The organism is Paenibacillus doosanensis (assembly GCF_025060755.1).
GTDB classification, from domain to species: Bacteria; Bacillota; Bacilli; order Paenibacillales; family NBRC-103111; genus Paenibacillus_S; species Paenibacillus_S doosanensis.
Window position 1 is genome coordinate 1 of the sequence record NZ_JANYUY010000082.1, and the last position, 25,920, is coordinate 25,920.

The 25,920-nt window shown below is 48.9% G+C and carries 14 protein-coding genes and 2 pseudogenes; 11 read left to right on the forward strand and 5 right to left on the reverse strand.

The window, feature by feature from the left end; genetic code table 11:
* Positions 1–578: 578 nt before the first annotated feature.
* Positions 579–1,415, reverse strand: coding sequence for a hypothetical protein (locus tag N0M98_RS32150; RefSeq protein ID WP_259620326.1), 837 nt, complete (start codon positions 1,413–1,415; stop codon positions 579–581).
* Positions 1,416–1,983: 568 nt separating this feature from the next.
* On the opposite strand from N0M98_RS32150, the pseudogene N0M98_RS32155 reads away from it, so the two are divergent.
* Positions 1,984–2,652: pseudogene (locus N0M98_RS32155) on the forward strand (IS4 family transposase); the annotation flags it as partial.
* Positions 2,653–2,705: 53 nt separating this feature from the next.
* Here N0M98_RS32155 and N0M98_RS32160 read toward each other — a convergent pair.
* A pseudogene (locus N0M98_RS32160) lies at positions 2,706–3,468 on the reverse strand (IS5 family transposase).
* 385 nt (positions 3,469–3,853) lie between these two features.
* On the opposite strand from N0M98_RS32160, the gene N0M98_RS32165 reads away from it, so the two are divergent.
* Complete coding sequence (locus tag N0M98_RS32165) at positions 3,854–4,486, forward strand: helix-turn-helix domain-containing protein (RefSeq protein WP_259620327.1); 633 nt, start codon at positions 3,854–3,856, stop codon at positions 4,484–4,486.
* Positions 4,470–4,910 (forward strand): toxin-antitoxin system TumE family protein, encoded by a 441-nt coding sequence (locus N0M98_RS32170; RefSeq protein ID WP_259620328.1) that lies wholly within the window; start codon positions 4,470–4,472, stop codon positions 4,908–4,910. The genes N0M98_RS32165 and N0M98_RS32170 overlap by 17 nt, the downstream gene beginning before the upstream one ends.
* A 135-nt stretch (positions 4,911–5,045) precedes the next feature.
* Here N0M98_RS32170 and N0M98_RS32175 read toward each other — a convergent pair whose 3' ends face one another.
* Complete coding sequence (locus tag N0M98_RS32175) at positions 5,046–7,337, reverse strand: helix-turn-helix transcriptional regulator (RefSeq protein ID WP_259620329.1); 2,292 nt, start codon at positions 7,335–7,337, stop codon at positions 5,046–5,048.
* A gap of 351 nt (positions 7,338–7,688) precedes the next feature.
* Between N0M98_RS32175 and N0M98_RS32180 the strand changes: the two genes are divergently transcribed.
* The 5 genes from N0M98_RS32180 to N0M98_RS33815 all read left to right on the forward strand — a co-directional run bounded on the left by N0M98_RS32180 (position 7,689) and on the right by N0M98_RS33815 (position 19,696).
* On the forward strand, positions 7,689–8,573 hold the full coding sequence (locus N0M98_RS32180) for an ABC transporter permease (RefSeq protein ID WP_259620330.1): 885 nt from the start codon (positions 7,689–7,691) through the stop codon (positions 8,571–8,573).
* 14 nt (positions 8,574–8,587) lie between these two features.
* A complete protein-coding gene (locus tag N0M98_RS32185) occupies positions 8,588–9,490 on the forward strand; it encodes a carbohydrate ABC transporter permease (RefSeq protein WP_249861176.1) in 903 nt (300 codons plus the stop codon).
* A gap of 25 nt (positions 9,491–9,515) precedes the next feature.
* Positions 9,516–11,156, forward strand: coding sequence for a type 2 periplasmic-binding domain-containing protein (locus N0M98_RS32190; RefSeq protein ID WP_259620331.1), 1,641 nt, complete (start codon positions 9,516–9,518; stop codon positions 11,154–11,156).
* A gap of 28 nt (positions 11,157–11,184) precedes the next feature.
* A complete protein-coding gene (locus N0M98_RS32195; RefSeq protein ID WP_259620332.1) occupies positions 11,185–12,042 on the forward strand; it encodes an MBL fold metallo-hydrolase in 858 nt (285 codons plus the stop codon).
* Between the two features lie 829 nt (positions 12,043–12,871).
* On the forward strand, positions 12,872–19,696 hold the full coding sequence (locus N0M98_RS33815; RefSeq protein ID WP_310944683.1) for a fibronectin type III domain-containing protein: 6,825 nt from the start codon (positions 12,872–12,874) through the stop codon (positions 19,694–19,696).
* A 155-nt stretch (positions 19,697–19,851) separates the two neighbouring features.
* On the opposite strand, the gene N0M98_RS32215 is transcribed toward N0M98_RS33815, so the two are convergent.
* A complete protein-coding gene (locus tag N0M98_RS32215) occupies positions 19,852–21,255 on the reverse strand; it encodes a hypothetical protein (protein WP_259620333.1) in 1,404 nt (467 codons plus the stop codon).
* Positions 21,256–21,406: 151 nt separating this feature from the next.
* Here N0M98_RS32215 and N0M98_RS32220 point away from each other — a divergent pair, with 151 nt between their 5' ends.
* Positions 21,407–21,565, forward strand: a complete 159-nt coding sequence (locus N0M98_RS32220; protein ID WP_249861180.1) for a hypothetical protein — start codon at positions 21,407–21,409, stop codon at positions 21,563–21,565.
* Here N0M98_RS32220 and N0M98_RS32225 read toward each other — a convergent pair.
* On the reverse strand, positions 21,559–22,155 hold the full coding sequence (locus N0M98_RS32225) for a DUF4062 domain-containing protein (RefSeq protein ID WP_249861181.1): 597 nt from the start codon (positions 22,153–22,155) through the stop codon (positions 21,559–21,561). The two genes, N0M98_RS32220 and N0M98_RS32225, sit on opposite strands and share 7 nt — an antisense overlap.
* A gap of 157 nt (positions 22,156–22,312) precedes the next feature.
* Here N0M98_RS32225 and N0M98_RS32230 point away from each other — a divergent pair, with 157 nt between their 5' ends.
* The gene (locus tag N0M98_RS32230; RefSeq protein ID WP_259620334.1) at positions 22,313–23,059 is read left to right on the forward strand and encodes a prolyl oligopeptidase family serine peptidase; all 747 of its coding nucleotides are present in this window, start codon (positions 22,313–22,315) and stop codon (positions 23,057–23,059) included.
* A gap of 311 nt (positions 23,060–23,370) precedes the next feature.
* Entirely contained in the window at positions 23,371–25,740 is a 2,370-nt protein-coding gene (locus N0M98_RS32235) for a helix-turn-helix domain-containing protein (RefSeq protein WP_259620335.1), read from the forward strand.
* Positions 25,741–25,920: the final 180 nt, after the last annotated feature.

Consider the following 25,920-nt stretch of genomic DNA (forward strand, 5'->3'; position numbering starts at 1 on the left):
CAATTCGGACGCCTCCAAGTGCAAGGTTTTTCACGGGTTAGCCTTCGTTTTCCTTGCACCTAAATTCGACAAAAGAGGCGCCAAACCCTTGTTACTGTTGAATTTTTGATTTGTTCAGCAAGCCCTAAATACTGTCATAACTAACAATAACAGAGGGGGTTTTTCCAATTGATCTAGAGGGTTTCATCAATATGAGTCTGTTGTTTTTTACACTTGTTCTTCCAATATGCTTTGTGATCTTTAGGGTAAGCAAGGTTTCTAAAAAAATTTTAATATTTCAATCTCTGGGTGTAGGGTTTGTGTTATACGTCATTTCATCCGCTGTGTCTTTTTTTGTGTATACGGATGCTTTGAATGTTCTCGTCTTCTTGTTTCTTTATACATTGGCTTTTATTTTGAGCAGTCTGATTAATATTGGATTCATACTCATTAGAAAACGTAAAATATGATTTTTTATGTTCCCCGCTAACCCCAATGTGAGAACAATGCAAAAGAATATTTGTCAAAAGGAAACTGCCGTGGGTTGCGGCAGTTTTTCGCTGTTTCGGCGCTCTTGACTTTTTTTGATAAAACCAGCTTTACATTTGGCCAATATCAAATTCCTTTAATTTGACAAGTTTTTTCTTCCCCCTATTCCCTTTTGTAATCTTTACTTCCCCATTTTCAATTGTTCTTTTACTAATAAAATCCCCTGTAAGCAAATTATAGTCGTCTTCATCGTTACCCATTTCATTTTTAACTGGAAATGACGAACCCATTGTTGCGCCAATTAGATACCAATCATTATCTTGAAATCTAAATCGATATCGGTTATACCACTTGCTGCTGCTACCTCCGAAGTCACTAACTACCACGGACCCTCGATCTATAGTAAGGCTATCAAATGGATCTCCAAACACTCCGCCTGCATCTGCAGGAAGAACTACGTTTTCCGCAATTATTGAAAGTGAGAATGTGCTATCTTTGTTCCCAAAGGCAATTAGTAATGATCGGGGAGGTGCTTTCTCGCTTTTTACAGTTTTCTCGATAACCATGGCGACATCCTGAATACCATCATTATTCAGATCGCCTGTAGCTTTTACAGGCTGCTCTCTGTTCACTAATATGTGCCAACCAGTTGGAATTAATGAAGTTGTTTTTTCATTATTTACATGATTTGAAACGCCAAGATTATCGGACTTTACGGCCTCCGTTTGTTTCACTTCGAGGTCAGGAGACCTATTATTCGATAAGCTGACAGCATGACCATTATTACAAGCTGTTAAACAGCCTAAAAATGCGAAACATAAGAGAGTTCTTTTTATCATTGTCTTCACCCTATAAAATTTTTTTAAAGTCAAAAACGTAGAAGCAACGCCCCTTCGTTTGATTTTAACTATTCTAGCAAGCTTTGTATAGATGTTTGCAATATTCATCTTGGCTGTCCATTTTCCTAAAAAAATTTATAAGAACATTTATGGCAGGGTCAGTTGTTGCAAGGCACTAACGGATAACGATAGTTTAATGAACAGGCAGCAATTGTACATTTATCTCTTCAAAACTCAACTTTCGGTGCGACCAAGCCTAGGTTGTGAAGTTTAGCAGGTGGGAATCCTGCTTGGAAAGGCAAAGCCAAGCCACCAATAGCGAGTCTTGGACGGCTGGAAGTAATTTCAGACGTTAAGCGTAGACAGCCAGGTAGTAGGCCTAAAAGTGACTGAGCCTCGAAAAGAGTAAACCGGAGAGGTCGACGTTTTCGAAAGTACGGAAGACAATACTCATTCATGCGTTAAGGGCGAGGATGAATGAGCTCTCCCGGGGTCGAAGAGCTAGGCATGCTATACAATGACTTCACAGCAACTTGGGAGACCCTGTCCATTCTTCACAAGAGAAGTATGGCAAACAACCGATCAAAAGGGAGGAAGCCAAATGATGGACAGGGAGTCGGATCACCGCGTACTACCGATGAAACCGAGTAATGTCGGCGGAGGGAAGGCGGTGACATATCGTCATGCTCCACTCATTCAAGAAATCGTAAGCCGTGGGCTGCATGTTATCGGTATGGTAAAAAACGACAACAAGCGCTATCTGGTGGATGGAAAGCGCGTTGATCTTAAAGCGTTGTACACCGCAGCACCGCGGGTAGAAGGGAAGAATGCTACCATTCTGCGTTGTATCCGGACACACCTCGTACCGGGCATTCCAGTTATGGTGGTGTTTGTTCGTCATCGTTCCAAAAAGAACGAGTGGCTGGCCATTCTCTCCACCGATCTGACGCTAACGCCTCAAGAGGTCATTCGCATTTACAAAATGCGTTGGGACATCGAGGTCTTCTTTAAGTGCACCAAATCATTATTGCGTCTGCAGAAGGGGTTCCAAGGACGCTCTTATGACTTGCTTGTCAGCCACACAACCATTGTTTTTACTCGCTATATTGTGCTCGCATGGCAGCACCGACAAAGTACCGATCAGCGTTTCTTGGGCGGCTTATTTTTTGAGCTTTGTGATGAAGTCGGCACTTTGGATTGGACCGTGGCCCTCCAACAATTACTCGGATTGATCACCGAAATCGCAACAAAGGCGGGGAAGAAAATCAAAAAACTGATCAATAGTCAACTCCAACAATTTATTGCCGGTTTGCCCAGCTATATCAGTGCTTATCTGACTTTTTAAAGCTGCGAAAGTTGAGTTAATAAGGGATAGTTCATTAGAGCCTGTCTTCAAACTTAAGCCATCCATATCATAATCGAAACTAATGTCAAAAAAGCCTTGAACGTACAGGCTAATTTCTCAAACCGTGTAGCAATGCGACGATAATGCTTAATTTTATTAAAAAAACATTCTACCCCGTGGCGTTCTTTGTAAAGCCACCAGTCGCAATCTCGCTGAACACGGCGAGATTGCGACTGGGAATCACGGGATTGGCTTGTTGACCCTGTAGAAGATCAAGGATTGCATTCGTATCGTATCCTCGATCCGCCAAGACATTGGTTCCGGTAAGTTCCATGGACTTCAGCATTTCGTAGCCCGTCATACAATCATGACTTTGTCCGCCGGAGAGTTCAAAACGCAAAGGGTTACCCAGTGCGTCTACGATGGCGTGGATCTTGGTCGTGAGTCCGCCTCTGGATCGCCCGATGGCTTGAAATTGCTGCCCCCTTTTGCCCCGGCTCCATGCTGATGAACGCGAACGATGGTTGCATCGATCATCACATTCTCGAAGTCGGGTTCTATCGAAACATGCTCTAAAATCTGCTCCCACACACCAGATATTTGCCAGCGGCGAAATCGGGTGTATACGGTTTTCCAGGAACCATAATACTCCGGTAAATCGCGCCAAGGCGCGCCGGTTCTTGCAATCCACAGCATGGCATTCAACATCGTCCGATTGTCTTTTGCTGGCCTTCCGCCTTGCTTTTTTCGCTCGGAGGGCAGCAAGTCTTTAATTATTTCCCATTGTTCGTCGTGTATTTCGTATCGTCTTCTCATACCCTGATTCTACCATTATTTTTACTTGATTAATAGTTTGAAGACAGACTCTAATAAATAACTTAGTCTGAGAAACAAAATTAAAGAGTTCTTTCTGATAAAAAAATATCATAGTTGAAATAGCGCCAATGAAAACACTTCATTTGCTTGTTCATCGCTATTGATATTTTGGTTGTCATCCAATCTGTATATTTCAGAGGGTACATAACGTTAATTTCAAAGGAATTCTAAAGTAACGTCTGATTTTAGGCGTTTTTTTGTTATCCAAACGAATATTTTGGTCTTTACAGGTAACACTTGTGCATAGAGTAGGTTAAAGTAGCGGTTTAAGTTTTGTTTAAGATTTAGTTTAAGTTTGTTAGAATGGAGGCAAGAGGTGATGTTCGTGTCTACAAAACAAGAGCGCCAACTGCTCATTGAAAAGAGCGCGCAAATACTTGAGGGTACGATCAAGCAAACTGATCCAGAGTTTTATCGCGCGCTCAGCAACATGCTTCATGATTACATTGTTGTGACTAACCCTCGCAGGAGTGTAGAATTCCGAATGGATCTTATTGATTCGATTCGTTTAATGGCGGAGATTGTAAACCATGCCCAGCCGGTTAAAGTGTACACTACGGGTGAATTGGCCCGTATCTTTGGTGTTTCGGTGCAAGCCATTAATAAGTGGATAGATGAAGGGCGTTTCCTTGGGTATAGACGAGAGGGGAAAAATCGACATAACCGAATTCCTGAAACGATTTCTTTTGTTATGAGAACCGGAGAGATGATTTCGGTCCGCGAAGTTGTTGACATGTATGAACGCCAGAATCAAGAGCATGAGGTGGTGGAATTGAATCCTGATGAGCAACGGGATTCGATATTAGACGAGATTTCTAGCTTTATGAGAAAATATGGCGGTACATACGAAATGACACTTGGCGCTAAGGCAGAACGGACAATCCGTGAGGATCGCGATGCGTCGATTTGGCTTGCGTTGCTTGATGAGCTGAGGGAATTGAATGAAGCGAAAAAGTGATGATCTACACGGAACGAATTTTGATTTTTTAAAACGCGCTTTCCCTGATCTTATCGATTCGATCGAGGACGGTTTTTTCGGCGAAGAGCCCAGTAAGGGAGCATTTGTACGTAAAACCATAAAGTTCATGGACGGAACTTACATGACAGTATTTGAATTGATCGAAACTAGGACGGGAAAGAAGAAAAAATACCAGTATGATTGGGAATCTCAACGTGGAAAGTTGTGGAAATGGCATAATGAGCCTCACGATCAAAAGCTGCATCAAACCGTAACTGAGTCTGATCACATGCACCATAAGCCAGTCGGAATGCATGAAGAGCGGAGGTATCCTAACTTCGGGCACCATGATTTGTATACGATTATGGAAACTATATATACGATCAGAGAGATTGAACAGCAAAAACAAACAGACAAGCTCTGATGATTTCACTGAGGTCTATCATTCAACCAAGCTGGCCCCCCAACGGAGCCAGCTTTTAATATGTTCCTTAAACCTTCTGGCAGAATGCTAACGTTTCCTAATAAAAACGCAGTTTCCTCTTTTTCACCAGCCCCCTCACCCATAATGAACAGACCGGTACTGGCTTGGAGACACGCCCTCCCGCTTGCGGAAGGCCCGCGAGAAGTTATTTTCGTCGACAAACCCGACCTGCGCGACAATGTCTTTGATGGAAAGCTGGCTATCTTTAAGCAGTTCTTTGGCTTTCTCAATGCGAATTTTGGAGACGTACTGCATCAAGGGAAGACCGTTCTTGGTCTTAAAATATCGCGTGACATAGGATGGCGTCAGGGACAGCGCTTCGGCCACGGTAGAAAGGCTGAGATTGCAATCCATGTAATTGTCGGCCACATACGCGAGCATCGCATGATACAATCGGTTATTATTGGAGTCTTCGCCCAGGCTCTCCTGAATGCTGCTGGCCGCGTCGAGAAGCGTAGCGCAAGCTTCGGCCACGGTTTTGGATTGGTATTCGGTCAGGGCGTCCAGTTTATATTTGATCGCTTCGCGATGCGATAGCGGGATGTTATTGACGAGCTCGTTCAAGGTGAAAATGATTTTTTGAAACGTGAGACGAAAGGTCGGCGCATCTTCGAGCCGGGTGAAGCGCGCTTCCAGCTCCTCAATCAACAGCTCCAGCTTCTCCGAGTTTTTGGAGCAGACGGCAATGTGGAGCGCTTCAGCCAAGTCGGAAATATGACGCTTGTCCGTGTCGTTATTCTCCATGTTTTGCTGCGACAATTCAGAGGGGGTAATAATGGACTGCTTGCCGGCAAAAATCCGATACTCCGCAAGCGCTGTGGCCGAGCTGAACGATTGATGCAAGTCATTGGTAGGCTGCGGCTCTCCGACCGTGCAGGATATCGACAGGGAGAAATGCCGTTTCATAAAGGTGATGATCTGCTCGGCGAATTCGCGGCTGCGAGCCTCCCATTGATCTTCAAACTCTTTATTCCACGAAACGATCCCCACTATGCCGTTATCGATAGCCAGATCGAGGGCATAATTCACGCCATGCTCGCCGGATAAATTCTCCAATACATTGCAGATCGCATATTTCATCAGCCACTGCTCACTCAGAGGCTCCTTGCTAACCTTGGCATTGTAATCGTCGAAAATAATGACGAGCACGCTGCTGATGTTGCGCGTACCGAACAATTTATGAAGCGTGCTTCGGTTATTCGGGGTCGTATTGTCTACGTTCAATTTCCCCATTAACAGGGCCAACAGCAGCTGGTTCCTGGTCAGAACCTCCTGATTATGCATCTTATTGGACAAATGGATGGTCTCGTCTCTCATCTGCTCGATATAGCGGGTAAGCTGCTCTAATTCATTGCTATCCTCTGCAATGGATTTGTCGGCTGATAATGTAGGGAAGCGGCTGGACAGCTCCTGAATCGGCTGATAGCTCTTGCGGGCCGCTCGGAAGCAAAGTACGAGTCCCAGTGTCAGCGACAGCAAAAATATGCTTACGGACACGCTGAGCGCCGAATAGTATTCATGAAAATAGGCATGACGCCGAATCGCATTGACGACAAGAAATTTCTGTTTCTCCGACGTTTCCTGCAAGAGCAGGTAGCCCGGGATGCGTACGTTCGAGTGGGCGGCATGGGCAAGCTCATTCCAGCCCAGCTCGGAATTTCCTTTTATATAGAAGATAGGCATGTTGTATTGGTCAAACACGATCAGGCTGCTATCGCTGTCTATCGTCGTTTGGAAATTGCTTAGCAAAGCGGAATAGTTCAGCTTATAGATCATAATCCCGCTGGAATACGGGGTGTTGTCAAGCGGAACCAGGAGCAGCAGCACTTGCTCTTGGGCGTCATGCTGACCTTCGTTGGCGAGCGAGGATAGCAGCATGGGCGATCTAAGCTGGCCCAGCTTATGCGCCAGAATGTCTGACGCGATCCGGCCCTCGCTAACGAGCTGGCTGTAGCTCTCAGGGGTATAGATGCCCGTGTCGGTGAAAATAACATTTTCAAGAGCAGGATACACCGGATTCCGGTAGAACAGACCGATCGAATCCAGATCGGCGGACAGCGTCTTCAGCTTGGAGAGCTCAGCGGCAATTTCATACGGATATTGCAGCTGCTCCTGCAGTTGATAGGGAAGCAGTTTGGTGTCATGTGACAAGGTCAATGTCAATTTTTGCAGGTCCACGATTCGCGTGTCCAGCAGGTCGGTCATATGCGCCATCGATCGATGCGTATTGTCCGTAAGGCGTTGATAGGTATTGGAGAGAGAAATAATATTGGTGAATAACAATAACAGGCCGGTTACGGCCAATATCAGAAGATGCCTTAGAAGAAATTTTCGATAGAGCTTGGACTGAAGCGCTTTCCTCAACATCAACACATCCTATGCGCAAATAGATCTTCATGTCTTCACGAGTATACGAATATTTGGCTCTGTTATCAATTCTTTTGGCGCAAGTAGCAAAAAATGACGGGTGACTGAAAAAAATGCAGGGTGCAAAAACCGCGCAAAACCGACTTTTGCGGCGAAAGGGCAATTATCGCTTCTTGTTGGAAGCTCGCAGCATTCCTTATAATCGGAGCCATGGGAAGACGATTCAGGCGCCGAATCGATTCTGAGCGTAACAACCAGATTATTGGCATGACGAAGGAGGCCTGTTAGATGGCTGCGAAATCGAAGGCTGCAACTGCATCTATCCCTGGGTCTGGCTCCAAGAGACTAAGGATGCGGGGCAACTGGGACTATCTGATCTTTGTCATCCCTGTTGTCTTGTACTTTCTTCTCTTCTGCTACACACCTATGTATGGCGTACAGCTGGCATTCAAACGCTTTAACCCTGCGCTGGGCATTATGGGCAGCCCTTGGATCGGCTTGGATAACTTTGAGAAGCTATTCCATTCGTTTCAATTTTTGCGCATTCTCAATAATACGTTATTGATCAATTTGTTCAAAACGCTGATCAGCTTTCCCATCCCTATTATCCTTGCGCTCATGTTCAATGAGATGAGAAGCGAACGATGGAAGAAGACGTTTCAGACCATCACGTATGCTCCATACTTTATCTCCACCGTTGTCTTTGTCGGCATTATTAATTTGTTTCTGGGCGGGGAGAACGGGTATCTGAATCATGTACTGGAGATGATCGGCATCTCGCCGCTTCCTTTCCTGACCAGTCCGGATTACTTTCCCGGCGTCTATATCGGTTCCGACATTTGGCGCAATAGCGGATGGAATTCCATTATCTTCATCGCGGCATTAGCCGCCGTAGATCCTCAGTTGAATGAATCCGCGCAAATTGATGGAGCCAGCCGGTGGAAGCGAATGATTCATGTGAATCTGCCGTGCATTATGCCTGTTGTGATTATTCAATTTATTTTGCAGATGGGAAAAATGATGACCCTCAGCTACGAGCGCATTCTTCTTATGCAGAATAGCCTGAATTTGGAACGATCGGAGGTCATCTCCACGTATGCTTACAAAGTAGGTCTCATCAATATGGACTATGGCTTTTCCACGGCTGTAGGTCTGTTTAACAATGTCATCAACATCATTTTGCTGCTCGCGGCCAACAAGATTGCCAAACGATACAGCAGCAGCAGTCTGTTTTAAAAGGAGATGTGAACGTGGAGGCCGTTTCTCACAAAATTCGGGAATCTAACGGAGATCGAATCTTTCTAACCTTTACTTATATACTGATCGGGCTTCTTGTGTTAATCGTGCTGTACCCGCTGCTCTACGTAGTCAATGCCTCGTTCAGCGATCCCAAGCTGGTCATTAGCGGGAAGATCGGGCTGATCCCGGTAGGCTTCAATCTGGAAGCTTACCGCCGCGTATTTATGAATGCGGAAATATGGATCGGATATCGCAATACGGTGCTGTATGCGGTCGTAGGCACCTTCGTCAATATTACGCTGACCATGATGGGGGCCTATCCGCTGTCGCGCAGAAATTTCCCCTGGCGCCGCGGGCTGATGATCTTTATCACGATTACGATGTTTTTCAGCAGCGGGATTGTGCCGATGTATCTTCTTGTGAAGAACCTGGGGCTGTACAATTCGATGTGGGCTTTAATTCTGCCTTCGGCCATTAACGTCTATAATATGATTGTTGCTAGAACCTTCTTGGAAACGAACATTGACGAGCAGATTTACGAGTCGGCCTACATGGACGGCAGCAGCAATATCAAATCGTTTTTCTACATTGTACTGCCGCTTAGCGCGCCCATTATGGCCGTTCTCGTACTCTTTTACGCCGTCTATCATTGGAATTCGTATTTCGAAGCGATGATTTATTTGAAGGATCGTTCCTTATATCCGCTTCAGCTCTTCCTGCGGGAAATTCTGGTTATGAACCAGTCGGATAACGTGATGATGGATTCGATCGAGATGGATACGAGCAAGTTTCTGGTGGCGGAGGGCGTCAAATATGCCGTCATTATCGTATCCAGCGGTCCGATTCTGCTGCTATATCCGTTCCTTCAGAAGTATTTTGTCAAAGGCATGATGATCGGTGCGTTAAAAGGTTAGCCTAAAAAAAGGAGATGACGAACGAATGAAGAAAAAGAAATTGACAATGCTTGCAACCGCAACGCTGATCGCCGCGATTCCTGCGCTGAGCGCTTGCAGCAACGATAAGCCGGCAGAACCCGCTGCCCAAGGCGGAAAAGAGGTCTCGGCCAATATTACGAAAACGGGAATGCCGATTGCCAAAGAGCCCGTTCAGTTGAAGGGGCTTGTCTCGAAGTATGAACTGGTCAAAGACTGGAACGAGCATAAAGGCTTGAAATACTATGAATCCAAGTCGAACGTCATGATTACTTGGGATTCCGTGCCGCAAAACTCGTTCGAGGAACGGAGAAATTTATTGTTTGCTTCCAACGATCTTCCGGACTTTGTGATGCGGGCTAATTTATCCCCTCAATTGATTACGTCCTATGCCGCGGCAGGGCAAATCATCCCGTTGGACGATTACATTAATGCAGGCTATGCTCCGAATTTGTCCGAGCTTATGAAGAACAATGACGGCATTCGCAAAGCGATTACTTCGGCGGACGGCCATATTTATTCGCTGCCCAATATTAGCGAAGCCGACGGACGGATTAGCTCCTCCTGGCTGAATCAAAAGTGGCTGGACGCATTGGGGCTCAAGATGCCGACAACTATGGACGAGTTTTATGAAGTATTAAAAGCGTTTAAGGAGAAGGACCCGAACGGGAACGGCAAAGCGGACGAAATTCCGATGTCGGGCTATAAAGAAGGCAATGGCAGCAGCGGAGACGAATTTTTCAGATCGTTCTACGGAAGCTGGGGCTTCGGGGGGAATTCCGGGATCATTGCCCCTTATATGGATGTAGATAAAAACGGGAAGGTTCGTTATATCGCAACGGACAACACGTTCAAAGAGATGCTCACGTTCTTCAATAAGCTCTGGAAGGAAGACTTGATCGATAAGGAAATATTTTCGCAAAATATGAATCAGGAAGTTGCAAAGATCGATAGCGAAAGAATCGGTTACGTCGCCAAAGGTAACAACAATCTGTGGATGGGCAAAAATCGCAGCAATTACGTCCAGAACCCTGTCTTGAAAGCCATTGACGGCCCTGTCTATTGGACGGGCATTAGCCCTAAAGTTCGGGATACCGGCTCCTTCGTCATCACGAGCAAAAATCCGAATCCTGCCGCAACGCTGCGCTGGGGAGATTATTTCCTGAGCGAAGAAGGAACGGCGCTGGCCCGGCTGGGGATCGAAGGCGTCACTTATACGGTCGGCAGCGACGGGTTCTACAAGCTGAAGGATGAATTCGCCAATAATCCCAAAGGGCTTACCGTCGATGAAGCGCTCTCCGAATATACCATTTTCCAAGGCGGCGGCATCCCGCAGCGAGTCACGCAAAAGGTGGACCAAAGCGCAGCGGTTCTGCCGGAGATGATTAAGAATAAGGATGTTATTCGTCCTAATCTGGTGCCGGAAGAGAAATTGATGATTCCGAATTTCACCGAACAAGAGAATATTGAATTGAGCTCTTATGCGACCGATATTAAAGCGTATACCGACGAGCAAGTCATTAAATTTATTACGGGCGCCAAACCGCTCAGCGAATGGGATAAATATGTAAGCACCTTGAACAAAATGCAGCTGGATAAATATATGGCCATCTATCAAGCCGCTTATGACCGCTGGAATAAGAAGTAATCCGCGAATAGGGAAAGGGAGGTTAGCTATGAAATTTTACGGCACCAGCGCAGCCGAGGGAATACCGAATCCCTTCTGCTCCTGCTCCGTTTGCGCCAATGCGCGCGTGAAAGGTGGCGCAGAGATTCGCCGCCGTTCGATGTTCCGAATCGATGAACAGCTCTGCATTGATTTGGGGGCGGATGCTTTTCAACAAGCGATTGAATTCGGAGACTTTACCAAGCTTCAGCATGTATTGGTCAGTCATACCCATGAAGACCATTTTAATTACATGATGATGAATGTTAGAAACATGTCGATCGAACGGTTGAAGGAGCCGCTGAACTTTTATTTTACGGATCAAGCCTATGAAATTGTCAATTTCTATCGGCAGAGCCGGCCCATCATGAAAGGGATGACGTCCGATCTGGAGGCACGCGGCATCGTGGCCTTCCATAAGCTGGAGTTCAACGAAACGGTAACCATCTCCGGAATGGAAGTGACCCCGCTGAGAGGCAATCACTTGGGCAATATGGGGGAGAGCTGCGCCAATTATCTTATTCAACAGCAGGACGGCCAGAAGCTGTACTATGGCGTAGATTCAGGCTGGTATCTTCCGGAAACGTTCAAGCTGCTGGAGAACGCGTCGCTGGATGTGCTGATCAGCGAATGCACCTTTGGACTGACCGGCGGGCGCGGGCTCCATCCGAACGGCCATTTGGACGCATTCAGCTGCATGGAGCTGTTTCATAAGCTGCTGGAGCAGGGAACTCTGCATGCCGACTCCCGAATTTATCTCACGCATATTAACCATTTTACTTCTACGCATGCGGATCTTGTAGCCTGGTTTCAGGAGCAGCAATTCCCGTGTCCGATTACGGTGGCATGGGATGGAATGACGATTTGACATTTGTACCCCTAAAAATTCGTTTAAACCTTGATGGGCTTTGCGCCCGTCGAGGTTTTTATTTTGCCATTTTGGAAAGTTTAAGTTTACTAAAGCGTCAGCGTAGTGAAGATAGTTCCTATTGGCGATAAAAAAAACGACAGCTGAGCATGGATAATACCGGACGGAAACCGAAGTCGAGAAAAAAGTGGAAGTGAGTTCAGAGTAGAACAGAAGAGGAAATGGGTATGAGGTGGAGAAGCGATAGCGGCCGCCTTTGAACTTCGTGTTGACACCATTACATACAAATTAAAATAACACGAAGTTCAACAGCGGTTGGAACCTCATACCCAATTTCCTCCCTACGCTCAAACGCGTGGGTTTAGACAAAGACTTAGCCGCAGGCTCAGATTTTCTTATTGTTTAGGAAATGATGCGCAGCAATATCCTGTGGAAATCCGTGGTCTCCCCCGAAAGTAAAGTCTACCCATAGAACGATCCCAGAGGAATGGTTAGACGCCGATCCAGCTTAGACTGGATGCGGACGGAATAAGCTTCAGAGCATCACGTCACTTTTGGGGGATTGGTTCTTTGCCGCTGGTCTTCAGTTTACAGATGCTTCCGAACTAATAACACCTGCCGATAACTGTATAATCATTAGCACAGATAATGACTGAAAGCGCTTCAAATGGCGGTATCACCCGGATATAATAAGGGACGACAAGATTCTAATTTAACATAAGGAGGTCGTATGGATTTACACGAATCTGGACTTGCAGCATATATGGACCAGCCGACAGAAATTCAAATGAACACACTCAAGGACTTGGAATTGAAAGGAAAGTGAAAAATGAAGCCTCGCAAGCTAAACAAGATCTTTGCCGTCATTCTTACGTTTGCTTTAGTGCTAAGCTTTCTGCCGCAGGGTTATGTGCCTACAGCTTTGGCAGCCGCAACTAATTTGCCTTCCGGCTGGACCGATGTGGCGATGAATGATGACATCTCGAGCGGAAACGCAATGGTGAAATCGACCAGCGCAGACTATGATAGCGCGACCCAAACCTTTACAATCGCAGGTTCGGAAGGTAAGCTGCAATCCGCCGGCGATTCGGCTTATTTTGTAAATACAACGGTCAGCGGGGATTTTGTCGCGACGGTCAGAGTGGCGTCCTTTGCTCCTTTTGGAACGCCAAAGACCTCGACTACGCCTCAAGCCATACTGATGCTGAAGAACGGGACGACAAAGACTAGCAATGGATTTTTCGCGGTGTTTAACAACACCAACGTTCTGGCATACAAGCGTAATCCATCTTCCGGGACTGTAAACGCGTCTCCGGCAATTACGGATACGGCTCCTTTTTACTTGCGTTTGGAGAAAGTCGGAAATCAATATAATACTTATTATTCGAAAGACGGCAGCTCCTTTGGAAAGGCTTATGCTACCATTACCGACTCTTCGTACGTAATAGACAACGCTAACAACAACGCCACTTTGAATATTGGTCTTGCGGTTACGGAAGCCAATGCAACGTTTGACCATCTGATGATCCAAAGACCTGACGGAACGGTGCTCTTCGGCTGGGACCCGGCGACGCCGCCAAATGCGCCGACCGATTTGACGGTAGTGAATCCGGGCAGCGATGCGACTGTCCAGTTGTCCTGGACGGCAGCGAGCGGTGCGGCCAGCTATACGATTAGACGCGGTACGCAAGCCGGCGTATACACGGATCTCGCTACGATCCCCAGCAGCAGCACAACTTATGCCGATACGACAGCCGCAAATGGAACTCAATATTTCTATGTTGTGACGGCGAAAAACGCCGCGGGACTTGAGAGCGTGTCTACATCGAATGAGGTTTCGGATACCCCTGTATTGCCGAAGCCTAGCGCTCCAACCGGCTTGACCGCCAAGGCGGGAGACACCCAGGTTATATTGAATTGGGATGCTGTGGCCGGAGCCCAAAGCTATACGGTTAAATATGCAACGGCCAGCGAAGGTCCCTACACCTCTGTGACGGGCATTGCATCCAACTCGTATACGTTAACAGGCTTAACGAACAATACAACGTATTACTTTACGGTTTCTGCTGTGAATGACGCTGGTCCGAGCCAAGATGCAGCAGTAGTGCAGGCGACACCGGAGACATTGCCGCCGCCGCAGGCGCCCACAGGTGTAACTGCGACCGGGGCCGACGCCAAGGTAAACGTATCGTGGAGCGCTGTAAACGGAGCGAACAGCTACAAAGTGAAGCGGAGTACGGACGGTCAGAACTTTACGACTGTGGCTTCAGGCGTGACAGAGACTAATTACACGGATACCGGCTTGACGAATGGTACGACTTATTACTACGTTGTTACGGCTGTCAATCCCCAGGGTGAGAGTGGGAACTCGGCCGTAGTCTCCGCCGTTCCTGCGCAGCCGGTTGCCGGCAGCCCTGTCATATCCAAGAGCGGAGGCTGGTTTGAAACGGCCTATGTGGAATGGGGGCCCGTAACCAATTCCGAAGGTTATAACGTATACGTGAAAAAGGCAGGTGCCTCGGATTCGCAATATGTGCAATTGGATAACCAATTAATCCGCCAATACCCTGCTTATTGGAGAGCAGACGCGGTAGGGCTTCCGGCTGGAGATTATGTAATGAAAGTGGAAGCGCTGCAGCCAGATGGCTCAAGTACTGCTGCCGTTTCCGATGTATTATCGGTCACGAAGCATGATAGATCCGGATTTGCTTTTTCCTCTCAGTCGCCATTTAAAACCGGTTCAGGCGCTTATAATGACGATGGTTCGCTTAGAAGCGGCGCTCAAGTTATTTATATAACATCGGAGACGGCGCGAACCGTAACTCTTGATGTCATAACCAACAGTAAGGGGACGAAAACAACAGCTAACGGTATAGGCGACATTTTAAAACAAAGGCAAAAAGGCTATGATAAAACGCCTCTCGATATCCGATTCATTGGACAAATTACAAAAGAGGATATGAAAGACCAGCTTAACTCCTCCGGATATCTCGAAGTAAAAGGAAATTCGGCTTATACCGAAATGAATATGACGCTTGAAGGCATCGGAGAAGATACCTATGCGTACGGATGGGGATTCCTGGTAAGAAATGCCGGTAATGTAGAATTGCGAAACATAGGCATGATGAGATTCCCTGACGATGCCTTCTCAATGGATACCAAGAACGTTAACATTTGGGTGCATAATAACGATCTTTTCTACGGAGATGCAGGGAGCGATGCCGACCAAGTCAAAGGCGACGGTTCAACCGACATTAAAGGCAGCTCGACGTATATCACGGTCTCGTACAATCACTACTGGGATTCCGGAAAATCTTCTCTGTCCGGGTTGAGCGAACCATCCGAATATTTTGTAACCTTCCACCATAACTGGTTTGACCATTCAGACTCCCGTCATCCACGCGTAAGAGTGGGAACGATTCACGTATACAATAACTACTATGATGGAGTCGCAAAATATGGCGTGGGCGCTACGACGGGAAGTTCCATCTTTGTAGAATCCAATTATTGGAGAAACGCTCATGATCCAATGATGATTTCTTTGCAAGGCACGGATATTAGAGACGGCGCTGCTAACGGCACATTCTCGAGTGAAAGCGGAGGCATGATCAAAGCCTACAATAATGTTATTGATAATCCCAATAGTCTGATTTATGCCAATTCCGATGCAGGAACAGCTCCGGCTAATCCGACATCATTCGATGCCTATTTGGCCTCGTCGAGAAATGAAACGGTTCCAAGTTCCTACAAAGCATTAGTAGGCGGAACAGCTTATAATAACTTTGATACTATGATCGAAACGGCAGTCAATCCAGCAAACATTGATGATGTAAACCTGATTCCGCAAGTGGTTACGGCAAAAGCCGGACGCCTCAATCAAGGGGATTTTACTTGGCAGTTCGATAATTCGGTTGACGACGCATCGTATGTCGTTAATACAGCTTTGAAAAACAAGACGCTTAATTACAAGACTCAGCTTGTAGCTGTAGGGGGCAATTCAACGCAACAGACGACCCCGGCGCCAGGTGTGCCGACGGACCTGACGGCGACGGCGGGCGATGCGCAAGTAACACTGGCGTGGACGGCAGTGAGCGGCGCGGCAAGCTACAATATCAAGCGCAGCACGACGAACGGAAGCGGCTATACGCAAGTAGGCACAAGCGAGTCGGCTTCGTACACAGATACTAGCGTGACGAACGGCACGACCTACTATTATGTGGTGGAAGCGGCCAATGCGAGCGGTACGAGCGCGGCATCGGCGCAAGCAAGCGCAACGCCGACAGCAGCGAACACCGGTGAACCTGGCGAACCCGGCGAACCCGGCAGCGGCATTACGTTGGTGAATGATAATTTTGAAAGCGCGGCAACGTTGGATGATTTGGGCTATTCCGTAACCATGCCGACTCCTTCTGCCGGAACGGCGCTCGATGCATCCATTGCGGCTCCGTCGACAGCTCTGAAGGGAAGCACGAAGAGCCTGTATCTGCACGATACGGATAAGAGCGCAAGCCCGCAGTTCGTGAAGGTGAGCAAGTCGTTTGCACCTCAAGACGGGGTGGTAACAGCCGAGTTCGATTATATGCTGACAGCAGCGGCAAGCGCGAGCAAAGTCATCCGTCTGTTAAGCTCGACCGGAGCTTTAGCCGTTGATATTCAAACCGCCAAAAACGGATCGGCTACGGTATTTTCGTACAAAACAGTACCGGATGGGCAGTCCTCGGCTGCGGATAATTTTATGGCAGGATATGCAATCAATACTTGGTATCATTTCAAAATCGTAGCGGACGTATCCGCACAAACGGCGGATGTATACATTAATGGAACGAAGCAAATTACTACGTTGCCATTCTACACAGCAGCAGTGGAGGATATCGGTTCGATCGAAACATTGACGCCGGGCTCCAACACGATTGACCAGTATTTGGATAATATTTCGATTACGGCTGTAGGAGGAACTCCTGAAGTTCCGGTACCTGCATCGCCGACAGGATTGACGGCAGCGGCGGGCAACGGTCAGGTCGCACTGGCGTGGACAGCGGTCAACGATGCGACCGGCTATAACATCAAGCGCAGCACGACGAGTGGAAGCGGCTATACGCAAGTAGGCACAAGTGAAACGGCATCCTACACGGATAGCGGCTTGACGAACGGAACGACCTACTACTACGTAGTGGAAGCGGTGAACTCGGCGGGCAAGAGCCCGGCATCTGCAGAAGCAAGCGCAACACCGGCAGCACCAGTGCAAGCGCCGGAAGCCCCAACGGGCCTGACGGCAGCGGCGGGCAACGGTCAGGTCGCACTGGCGTGGACAGCGGTCAACGATGCGACGGGCTATAACATCAAGCGCAGCACAGTAAGCGGAAGCGGCTATACGCAAGTAGGCACAAGTACAGCGGCGACCTACACGGATAGCGGCTTAACGAATGGCACGGCCTACTACTACGTAGTGGAAGCGGTGAACTCGGCGGGCAAGAGCCCGGCATCTGTAGAAGCAAGCGCAACACCGACCGCACCGGCGCAAGCGCCGGAAGCTCCAACGGGCCTGACGGCAGCGGCGGGCAACGGTCAGGTCGCACTGGCGTGGACAGCGGTCAACGATGTGACCGGCTATAACATCAAGCGCAGCACGACGAGTGGAAGCGGCTATACGCAAGTAGGCACAAGTACAGCGGCATCCTACACGGATAGCGGCTTGACGAACGGCACGACCTATTACTACGCGGTGGAAGCCGTGAATTCGGCGGGCACGAGCCCGGTATCCGTAGAAGCAAGCGCAACACCGACGGCACCGGCGCAAGCGCCGGAAGCTCCGACGGGCCTGACGGCAGCGGCGGGCAACGGTCATGTCGCACTGGCGTGGACAGCGGTCAACGGTGCGACCGGCTATAACATCAAGCGCAGCACGACAAGCGGAAGCGGCTATACGCAAGTAGGCACAAGTGAAACGGCATCCTACACGGATAGAGGCTTGACGAACGGAACGACCTACTACTACGTGGTGGAAGCCGTGAACTCGGCAGGCAAGAGCCCGGCATCTGTAGAAGCAAGCGCAACACCGACAGCATCTGTAACGATTACCATTCCATCCGTAACGGCAAGTGTTTATGCAACGGGCGCTTCGTCCCGAGTTGATATTACTTGGGCGACGGTGACGGGAGCGACCTACTACAACGTGAAGCGTTCCTTGTCGGCAAGCGGTCCGTTTACGAATATTGCGACCCATTTGACGGCGAACTCTTACGCGGATACCAATGTAACGAACGGCACGACCTACTACTACGTCGTAACGGCCGCTAACGAGGCAGGCGAAAGCGAGGCTTCGATGGTGGCAAGCGCGACGCCGGTAAACAGCACGAACAGAAAGAGGAGCGGCGGCGGCTCGTCAGTAGGAGCTACGAGCAGCAGCACGGTAACCTTGAATAATGACGGTTCCGTCTCCATCAGTACGACGGCGGAGTCGCAGAAGACAACGGATGGCAAAACCGCAGCTGTAGTTACGCTGGACAGCGCTACGCTGGATCAAGCGATCAATACCAGCACGTCCAATAACCATAAAGAAGTGGTGGTTGAAGTCAAGGGGGATGGAACGGTGGCGCAAGTCATTCTTCCGGCCTCGTCCTTGCTGAACGCTTCCAAGCAATCCTCGGATATGGTATTGGTAGTGAAATTCAATAATGCGACCTATGCCCTTCCGATGAACCTGCTGAATATCGATTCGCTGGCCAAATCGATCGGAGCGGACGTGAAGGATGCGAAAGTGAGCATTGTGATCGAACAGGTCAGCGGCAGCCTGGCAACCCAGATTGAGAACGCAGTGAAGCAAGCTGGAGCGCAGCTGCTGACCCCAGCGGTCGATTTCACAGTAACGGTTGAAGCCAACGGAAAGAGTGCCTCCGTCAACGATTTCGGCAGCACCTATGTCTCCCGCACGCTGGAGCTGAGCGGTACGGTGGATAGCAAGCAAGCGACAGCTGTGATGATTGACCCGGCTACAGGCGAAATGACTTTCGTACCGGCAACCTTCCAGGCAGCCGACGGCAAAATGAAAGTGACGATCAGCCGTCCGGGCAACTCGATCTACTCGGTTGTACAGTTCAGCAAATCGTTTGCGGACATGAAGGATCACTGGGCTAAAGACGACGTCGAATTACTGGCATCGAAGCTGCTGGTCAAAGGCCGCACGGAAACCGCGTTCGATCCGCAAAGCTCCATTTCCCGCGCTGAATTTGCGGCGTTGCTGGTGAGAGGCTTGGGACTCGGCGAGGACAAATCAAACAAGTTCAAGGATGTATCGGCAAATGATTGGTATATGGGCATCGTCGGAGCCGCTGCAAAAGCAGGCTTGATCGAAGGAGACGAGAGCGGCAAGTTTAACCCGAACGCCTCCATCACCCGCGAGGAAATGGCGGTGATGATTAACCGGGCCATGGCATTTGCAGGCGATAAAACGAGCGGTGACGTCAATCGGCTGAATGCATTCAAGGATGCCGGCGCGATCAGCGCATGGGCGAAGGATGCGGTAGCCAAAGGGGTTACGGCAGGGCTATTGAACGGCAAGAGCGCCAATACGTTTGAGCCTTCCGCAACCGCTAACCGTGCCGAAGCGGCTGTCCTGCTGAAGCGCCTGCTGCAAACGGAAAGATTCATAAACTAATAGATTCCAAAGGGGCTATCCCAATTGTCATCGCAGATGACGGGGATATGCCCCTTTTCTCGTCACATTTTAATTGGGGAAACTGCTACAATGATTGAAGATAGAAAATCCCGGCCGCGAGCAAAGCGCTCCTAACCGGGATTTTGAGCCTTTCTTTATTTAAAGTCGTCGCCCGTCAAATAGTTATGGAACGGACGGTCGACCCAGAACTTGTACGTGCTGACGCGGACGTTCGGATCGATTTGGCGGAAGCCGGCGACGATGCCGTCCGACTTGTCGCTTAGCGAGAACGATTGCGCGTAATAAGGGCCGTCGGCAGTGATTTTATTATTGGTAATCACATCGTAATCGTTCAGCTCGGTCAAGGAGTAATAGAGCGGCTGCCACCAGGAGCCGGCGATCAGACCGGTCGTATCTTCGCTGTTTTTCTTGGCGTATTGCAGCACGACCGGCTGGAATTTGGCCTTGTCCGCTGCGCTCGCGAATTCGAAGGCGATGTCGTACTCCTTCGCCAAAGCGATATAGTTGCCGTTGGCCAGCTTCTTATAATGCGTCGTACTGGATGGCGTCGGTTGACCCCACTCGATCAGATGTACGAAAGCGGACGTCTTCGGTTCAAACTGCACTTTGGCTTCGATGCCTTCGCTGCGCAGCAAGCCGATCAGCTGTATCGCGTGCTTCAGATCGGAATGGCCGTACGTCAGGGACAGCGAGTCGACGAAGTTGGAGTTAAAGCGCGAGTCCTTCAAATTATAGCCGGTAACCAGTCCTTGCTCCAAAGCGGCGTTGACGATGTTCTCCAGTTCGGGCGCTTCGATAATATCCGATGTATTGTAGGCGTCGGTCAGCTTCGCATAGATAGTGGCATCGGAAGATTGGCCGATATAGTGCTTATACTGGCCTTGGGCCTCCAGCACATGTCCGATCAGCTGCTCCGCCAGCTGCTTGGAGGCGTTCGCGTCCAGCTTCAGATCGCCGTATACTTCCGGGTCGACGAGGCCGGCATCCCTTGCCGCGGCAATTTCCTGCGCTGCCGATAGCGACACGAAATCGCTCACGTCGAGCGCCAGCGGGGCGAGCGATTGGGATACTTTCGGCTGCGGGTAGGAGTAGGCCAGCTCGGTGACGCCTGCCGCCTTCACCGCAATGAAGACGGCTTGCAGCGCCGAAAGCGGCTGATCGGCCGATACGGACGCCGAGGTCAGAATGCCCCGCTGATACAGCGCTGCCGCCGAAGCATAGTAGGGACTGGTCGCCGAGAGATCGCTGAAAGCGACGGTCGTTTGGCTATCCGGCGCGTAGCTCAGCGAGCGGGCGATAGCGTCGATGAATTCTCCGCGTGTCGGCGTCTCCGACAGGGTCACATTGAATTTCTCTTTCAGAAAGACGCCGTACTCGCTCGATGCTTGCTGAGTTTGTACAAGAGCGGCCTGAATCGGAGCGGAAGCCTCCGCTTGAGCCTCGGCGCCGAACGCCGCGGGCGCCGGAACGGTCAGCAGCAAGGAAACGGACAGAGCTGCCCCGAGCAGTGTATTCGGTACGGAAATCGTTTTGAACATGATGCATTCCTCCAACTATGGTTAAAATTAAATAATACAAATCCGATCGACTATGTGGGATTTTTCTATGAATTCTATCACCCGTCTGACAACCTGTCAATAGCGCAAACCAGGCGAAGCCTACTACACCGTCAATCCGGAATCGATCTTTGTGGATCAAGGGGAAGCCCGAGAGATAAGCTGGATGGAGCCGACGGCCGGAGGGACGATGCTGTACCATGTTATGACGTCATCGCCGAATGTGACGAAGGACGAACTGCTGGCGGTTGCCAATGGGTTGTCATATTTTCCTCAACATCCGTATTATTGATCTCTAGTATATTTCTCTAACTCGGCAGTTAATCTGGCATTTTCCCTCAACAATCTTTCGTTCTCATCCAGCAGCTTTTGAACGTCCGGGAGCTCTTTGCCGGAAAACCAGCCGTACAAATCGTCTCTTCCTGCGTACTCCGGCAATGTTTCGCGGATCACCCACTTAATGTGCTGTCCATTATCGGCATAATAGGTAGGTACCGTTTCCATGACGGATTGCTTGAACTCCAGATGCTTCTGATAGTCTTTCGCCACGACAAAGTCGTAATGCTTTCGTCTTAAGGCTTCGTCCGTAACAACAATAGCAAATCTTGGTTTGCCGATTTCTCCGGCATAATCATATTCCCAATGCGTATAACTCTTCGATTCATCCGGAAGCAGGGTGCCGTAGAATCCACCGATAATGTGGATAAATACGTCGGATTCATCGATCCATTTCTTCGTCATCTCCAATGGATTTTCCTCGAAAAATCGCTCCACTCCGGTAGGAATGTGACCGGCTCTAAGTATAGCCTGCGCAGCGGCTTGACGTTCCTCAAGCAGGTCGTAGCAAGTAGACGATATGAAAACTTGCAGTTTTTTTCTCATAGGTCACCTATTTTCAATGAAATTAGTATAAATCATACCGTCGGCTCGGTTTAGTTGTAAATATTTTACTTTATTTAGCGGAACTTTTCTATCGATTATACGTCACAAAGATATAAGCGAACTAAAAAAGGACCTAAAGCTGATTAAGGAGACCACAATGAATAATTATATAGCTTGTGAAATTGCAGGAATTCCCTCTCTAATTATAAATCCATGTGAAAAAGCAAGAGCTACAGTACTTTTATATCACGGTTGGTCATCAAAAATCGAGGACTATTTGTTCTTTGCATCGACTATCTCCAGTTGGGGATTCAAAGTTATCGTTCCCGAACTGCCTGATCATGGGGTGCGCGGAAAACTGAACTATTTCGATACTCAAGTATTGCAAGCTAATTTCTGGAATGTCGTGCTTCAAGGGGTTAAGGAAGCAGAGAGTATAGCAACCGCTTTGGCCGCAACTGATGATATTATCAGTATCATCGGTCATTCGACAGGCGGTTTTATTGCTGCCGGTGCACTTTCAAAAGTGTCCTTCCTAAAGTCCGCCATAGTTATCAATGGTTCATGTGCCTGGGTCAAGTTTGAGGAGCTGTATCGTGAAAGAGATGGACGAACTCCATTAACGGATGCTGAAAATATTTTCTTGAAAGAACATGACCCTCAGTACAAGCTGAATTTTGGGGATAAAAAAAGACTGCTATTGTTACATGGTAAGGAAGATAGCACAATCCCTATCGCAAGCCAAAGGTACTTTATGAATGAAATGTCTGATGTGTCAGAGGAATACTTGCAATTAATTGAGTATTCCGGGGTCAATCATCAAATAACGATTGGAATGCTTGAAAAATCTAAGGCGTGGTTGAACAAGTTTCCTGAAGCAGGGACTCCGGTAGATGTAAAATAAAATAATACCCAAGCAGCAAAGAAGCGGCCGCGAGATGATCTCACGGCCGTTTTGACATGGCAGCACTTGTTACGGACATGCCGCAATATACCATAGTCCGTCATATCATGGAGAAAATGGTTTGGAGGTACCCGATCTCAGGTTGCGGCGAGCACAAGACGTTCTCAGCCGCAGGGACGTATACAGCGCCTTTTAGACGGCCATCTTTTAATATACTTCTCACAGCGCCCTACTTTGCTATAATAAGGATATGTGCCCTACATGCTATATGGAGAGCAAATGATACATCAGGTCGGGGAGGAACGCTGCTTATGTTCAGGCACTTATCATCCAGCTATTGGGTCCGTCTTCTGCTGCTGACGCTGCTCATCGGGATGATTCCGGTGATTGCGCTTGGGAGCCTTTCATTTTTGCGAGCCAAGCAAAGCGTCCAGGAGAAGGTTAACGACAGCAATATGCAGCTTCTTCAGCAGACACAGCTCAATGTGGAACAAGTGCTGCAGCTCTTTGAGAACCTGATGACACAATATATATCTACTTCAACGGTTCATGAAGCATTGCAGACGCCGTTTTCGCCAAACAACTTCGTGCTTCTCAACGAACTTGTCGGCGGCCTAAACAAGATCCAGCCTTATGAGCTCGGAATAAAGAATGTATACGTCGCCAGTCTGGACAATGATTGGGTGCTGTCGAACGAAGGCTACAGCCCTTTAGATACTTCGCCGATTCGCAGCGTCATCTATGAGTATGCCAAGTCGGAAAGCCGTTCCTTTTGGAATGCGTATGTTCCCGGGTCCGGACAAGAGGCCGAAGCCGATTCGGGAGGCAATCAGGTGCAAGAAGCGATCCCGGCAGGCGTGCATCTGGTCAAGAAGCTGCCGATCAACCGGACACAGAGCACGGGGCTGATCGTGGGGGAAATTTCTGCCGCCAAACTGGAGAAGCTGGTCTACAACGAAGCCGAGGAGCGGGAGACCCTTATTCTGGACTCTGAGTTCCGGCCCTTGACTTCAGCCGTCGGAAGCGTGCTCAAGACAACCGGCGAGTGGCGGCCGGCGGCAGAGATGATCCGCGGGATGCCTGAAGCCGAGAAGGGGCACTTTATCTTCAAGGCGAACCGGGAAACAATTAGCGTCAATTTTACCAAATCGAATTATAACGGCTGGTATTACTTGTCCTTTGCTTCCTTGGACGATATTACCAGAGATTCCCGATCGATCGGCTGGTATACACTTTTTATCTCGCTAGGGACATTCGTTCTCATTCTACTGCTCGCCTGGATCGGTTCCAAACGAATGTATATGCCCATTCGCCGTGTTCTGTCTGTAGCTGTAGATCATGGCGCCGCCGGCGACCCTCCGCAGCATAAAGATGAATTGCAAGTCATCGGAGAGTCCATTCATCGTCTGCGCACATCGCAGACGCACATGAAGGATCAGCTCCGAATCCATTCCAAGCAGTTAGAAGTCTTCTTTATCCGGCGGTTGCTGCAAGGAGAGATTCGTCCCAAGGAAACGAAGGAGCGATTGGCTCAGTTCGGGTATGAGCAGGGAAGTGCCGAGCTTGCTTCGGACATGCCGGAAACAGGAGCAGCCGCTAGTTTATTCGCTGTCATGACTGTGCAGATCGATTCGCTGGATTATACGCGGTATCAGGATCGGGACGTCGATCTGTTGATGTTTGCCATCGGCAATATTACGAGCGAGCTGATCCCGGCGAACCGGCGCTTTGAGCCCGTTGTCATGGTCGACAATCAAGTAACGATCTGCCGCAGCTGCGAGCCGGACGGACATGATTTTGAAACGGAGCTCTATCATTACGCTGAAGATGTACAGAGGAGTGCGGAGCAAATTCTCGGGCTGAAGGTAAGCGTGGGGATAAGCCCCCCGTATCCGAGCATTCATGATTCGCACCAAGCCTATAAGCAAAGCCTGGATGCGTTAAATTATCGTTTGCGATTCGGAGAGCAAGCTATTCTGCTTTATACGAGTGTATCGCCTGAATCGCGTTCCGTAGCCGCTTATCCCGATTGGCTGGAGAAGGAGTTAATAGACTCCATTAAAACAGGGGACAAGGAGAAAGCCAGAGGGCTTCTCAATGAATTTGCCCACAAAATCATTGCGGATTATTTGAGCTATGAAGATTTGCAAATGGTGCTTACGCGTCTTCTGATCGACCTGCTAAGGGAAGGGCAGGAAGGCGGCGAATCCGCTACGGAGCCGTTGCCGGTTCTAGGTAAACCGCTCCTTGATCATCTGCAGGAGCTCAAGACGGCCGCAGACATTGAACAATGGTTCTTTGCTCATGTGGTTGAGCCGATGATCGACACGCTGCTGCATCAGTGGGAGAATCGCAATAAAAAAATATCGGAGCGGCTGCTCGATATCATTCATAATGAATACGATACGAACCTGACGGTCGAGCTGTGCGCATCGCGGCTTAACTATCATCCGAACTACGTGAGAACCGTCTTTCGGAAGGAGACCGGAAGCAGCTTTAGCGACTATTTGTCCCAGTATCGGCTCTCGAAGGCCAAGCAGTGGCTGGTGGAAACGGACATGAAGATCGGCGAGATCGCCGAGAAGCTGCAATACCAGAACTCGCAAAATTTCATAAGGTATTTCCGCAAGATGGAGAATACCACGCCGGGACAGTACCGCGAGAAGCACCGGATAGATTGAAGGCGCGTGCTGGTCGATCCCTTAGAAGAGCCTCCGAGTGAGGCTCTTTTTGTTGTTTAGCGTGCCCAGAGGCACGCATCTTCTAGCCGGTGAAAATCCGGTCGCGGGAGGGGCCAAGCCCCCGCGTAGCTAGGATGCCTGCGTACGGCGAAATCTGTGCGTAGAAGCGCGTCGACGAAA

Excerpts from the sequence above, each read along its gene's own strand:
- N0M98_RS32215 (WP_259620333.1), bottom strand. The coding sequence starts at position 21,255 with ATGTTCAAAACGATTTCCGTACCGAATACACTGCTCGGGGCAGCTCTG.
- N0M98_RS32190 (WP_259620331.1), top strand. The coding sequence starts at position 9,516 with ATGAAGAAAAAGAAATTGACAATGCTTGCAACCGCAACGCTGATCGCC.
- N0M98_RS32235 (WP_259620335.1), top strand. The coding sequence starts at position 23,371 with ATGTTCAGGCACTTATCATCCAGCTATTGGGTCCGTCTTCTGCTGCTG.
- N0M98_RS32175 (WP_259620329.1), bottom strand. The coding sequence starts at position 7,337 with ATGTTGAGGAAAGCGCTTCAGTCCAAGCTCTATCGAAAATTTCTTCTA.
- N0M98_RS33815 (WP_310944683.1), top strand. The coding sequence starts at position 12,872 with ATGAAGCCTCGCAAGCTAAACAAGATCTTTGCCGTCATTCTTACGTTT.
- N0M98_RS32170 (WP_259620328.1), top strand. The coding sequence starts at position 4,470 with ATGAAGCGAAAAAGTGATGATCTACACGGAACGAATTTTGATTTTTTA.
- N0M98_RS32230 (WP_259620334.1), top strand. The coding sequence starts at position 22,313 with ATGAATAATTATATAGCTTGTGAAATTGCAGGAATTCCCTCTCTAATT.
- N0M98_RS32150 (WP_259620326.1), bottom strand. The coding sequence starts at position 1,415 with ATGAATATTGCAAACATCTATACAAAGCTTGCTAGAATAGTTAAAATC.
- N0M98_RS32180 (WP_259620330.1), top strand. The coding sequence starts at position 7,689 with ATGCGGGGCAACTGGGACTATCTGATCTTTGTCATCCCTGTTGTCTTG.
- N0M98_RS32225 (WP_249861181.1), bottom strand. The coding sequence starts at position 22,155 with ATGAGAAAAAAACTGCAAGTTTTCATATCGTCTACTTGCTACGACCTG.
- N0M98_RS32195 (WP_259620332.1), top strand. The coding sequence starts at position 11,185 with ATGAAATTTTACGGCACCAGCGCAGCCGAGGGAATACCGAATCCCTTC.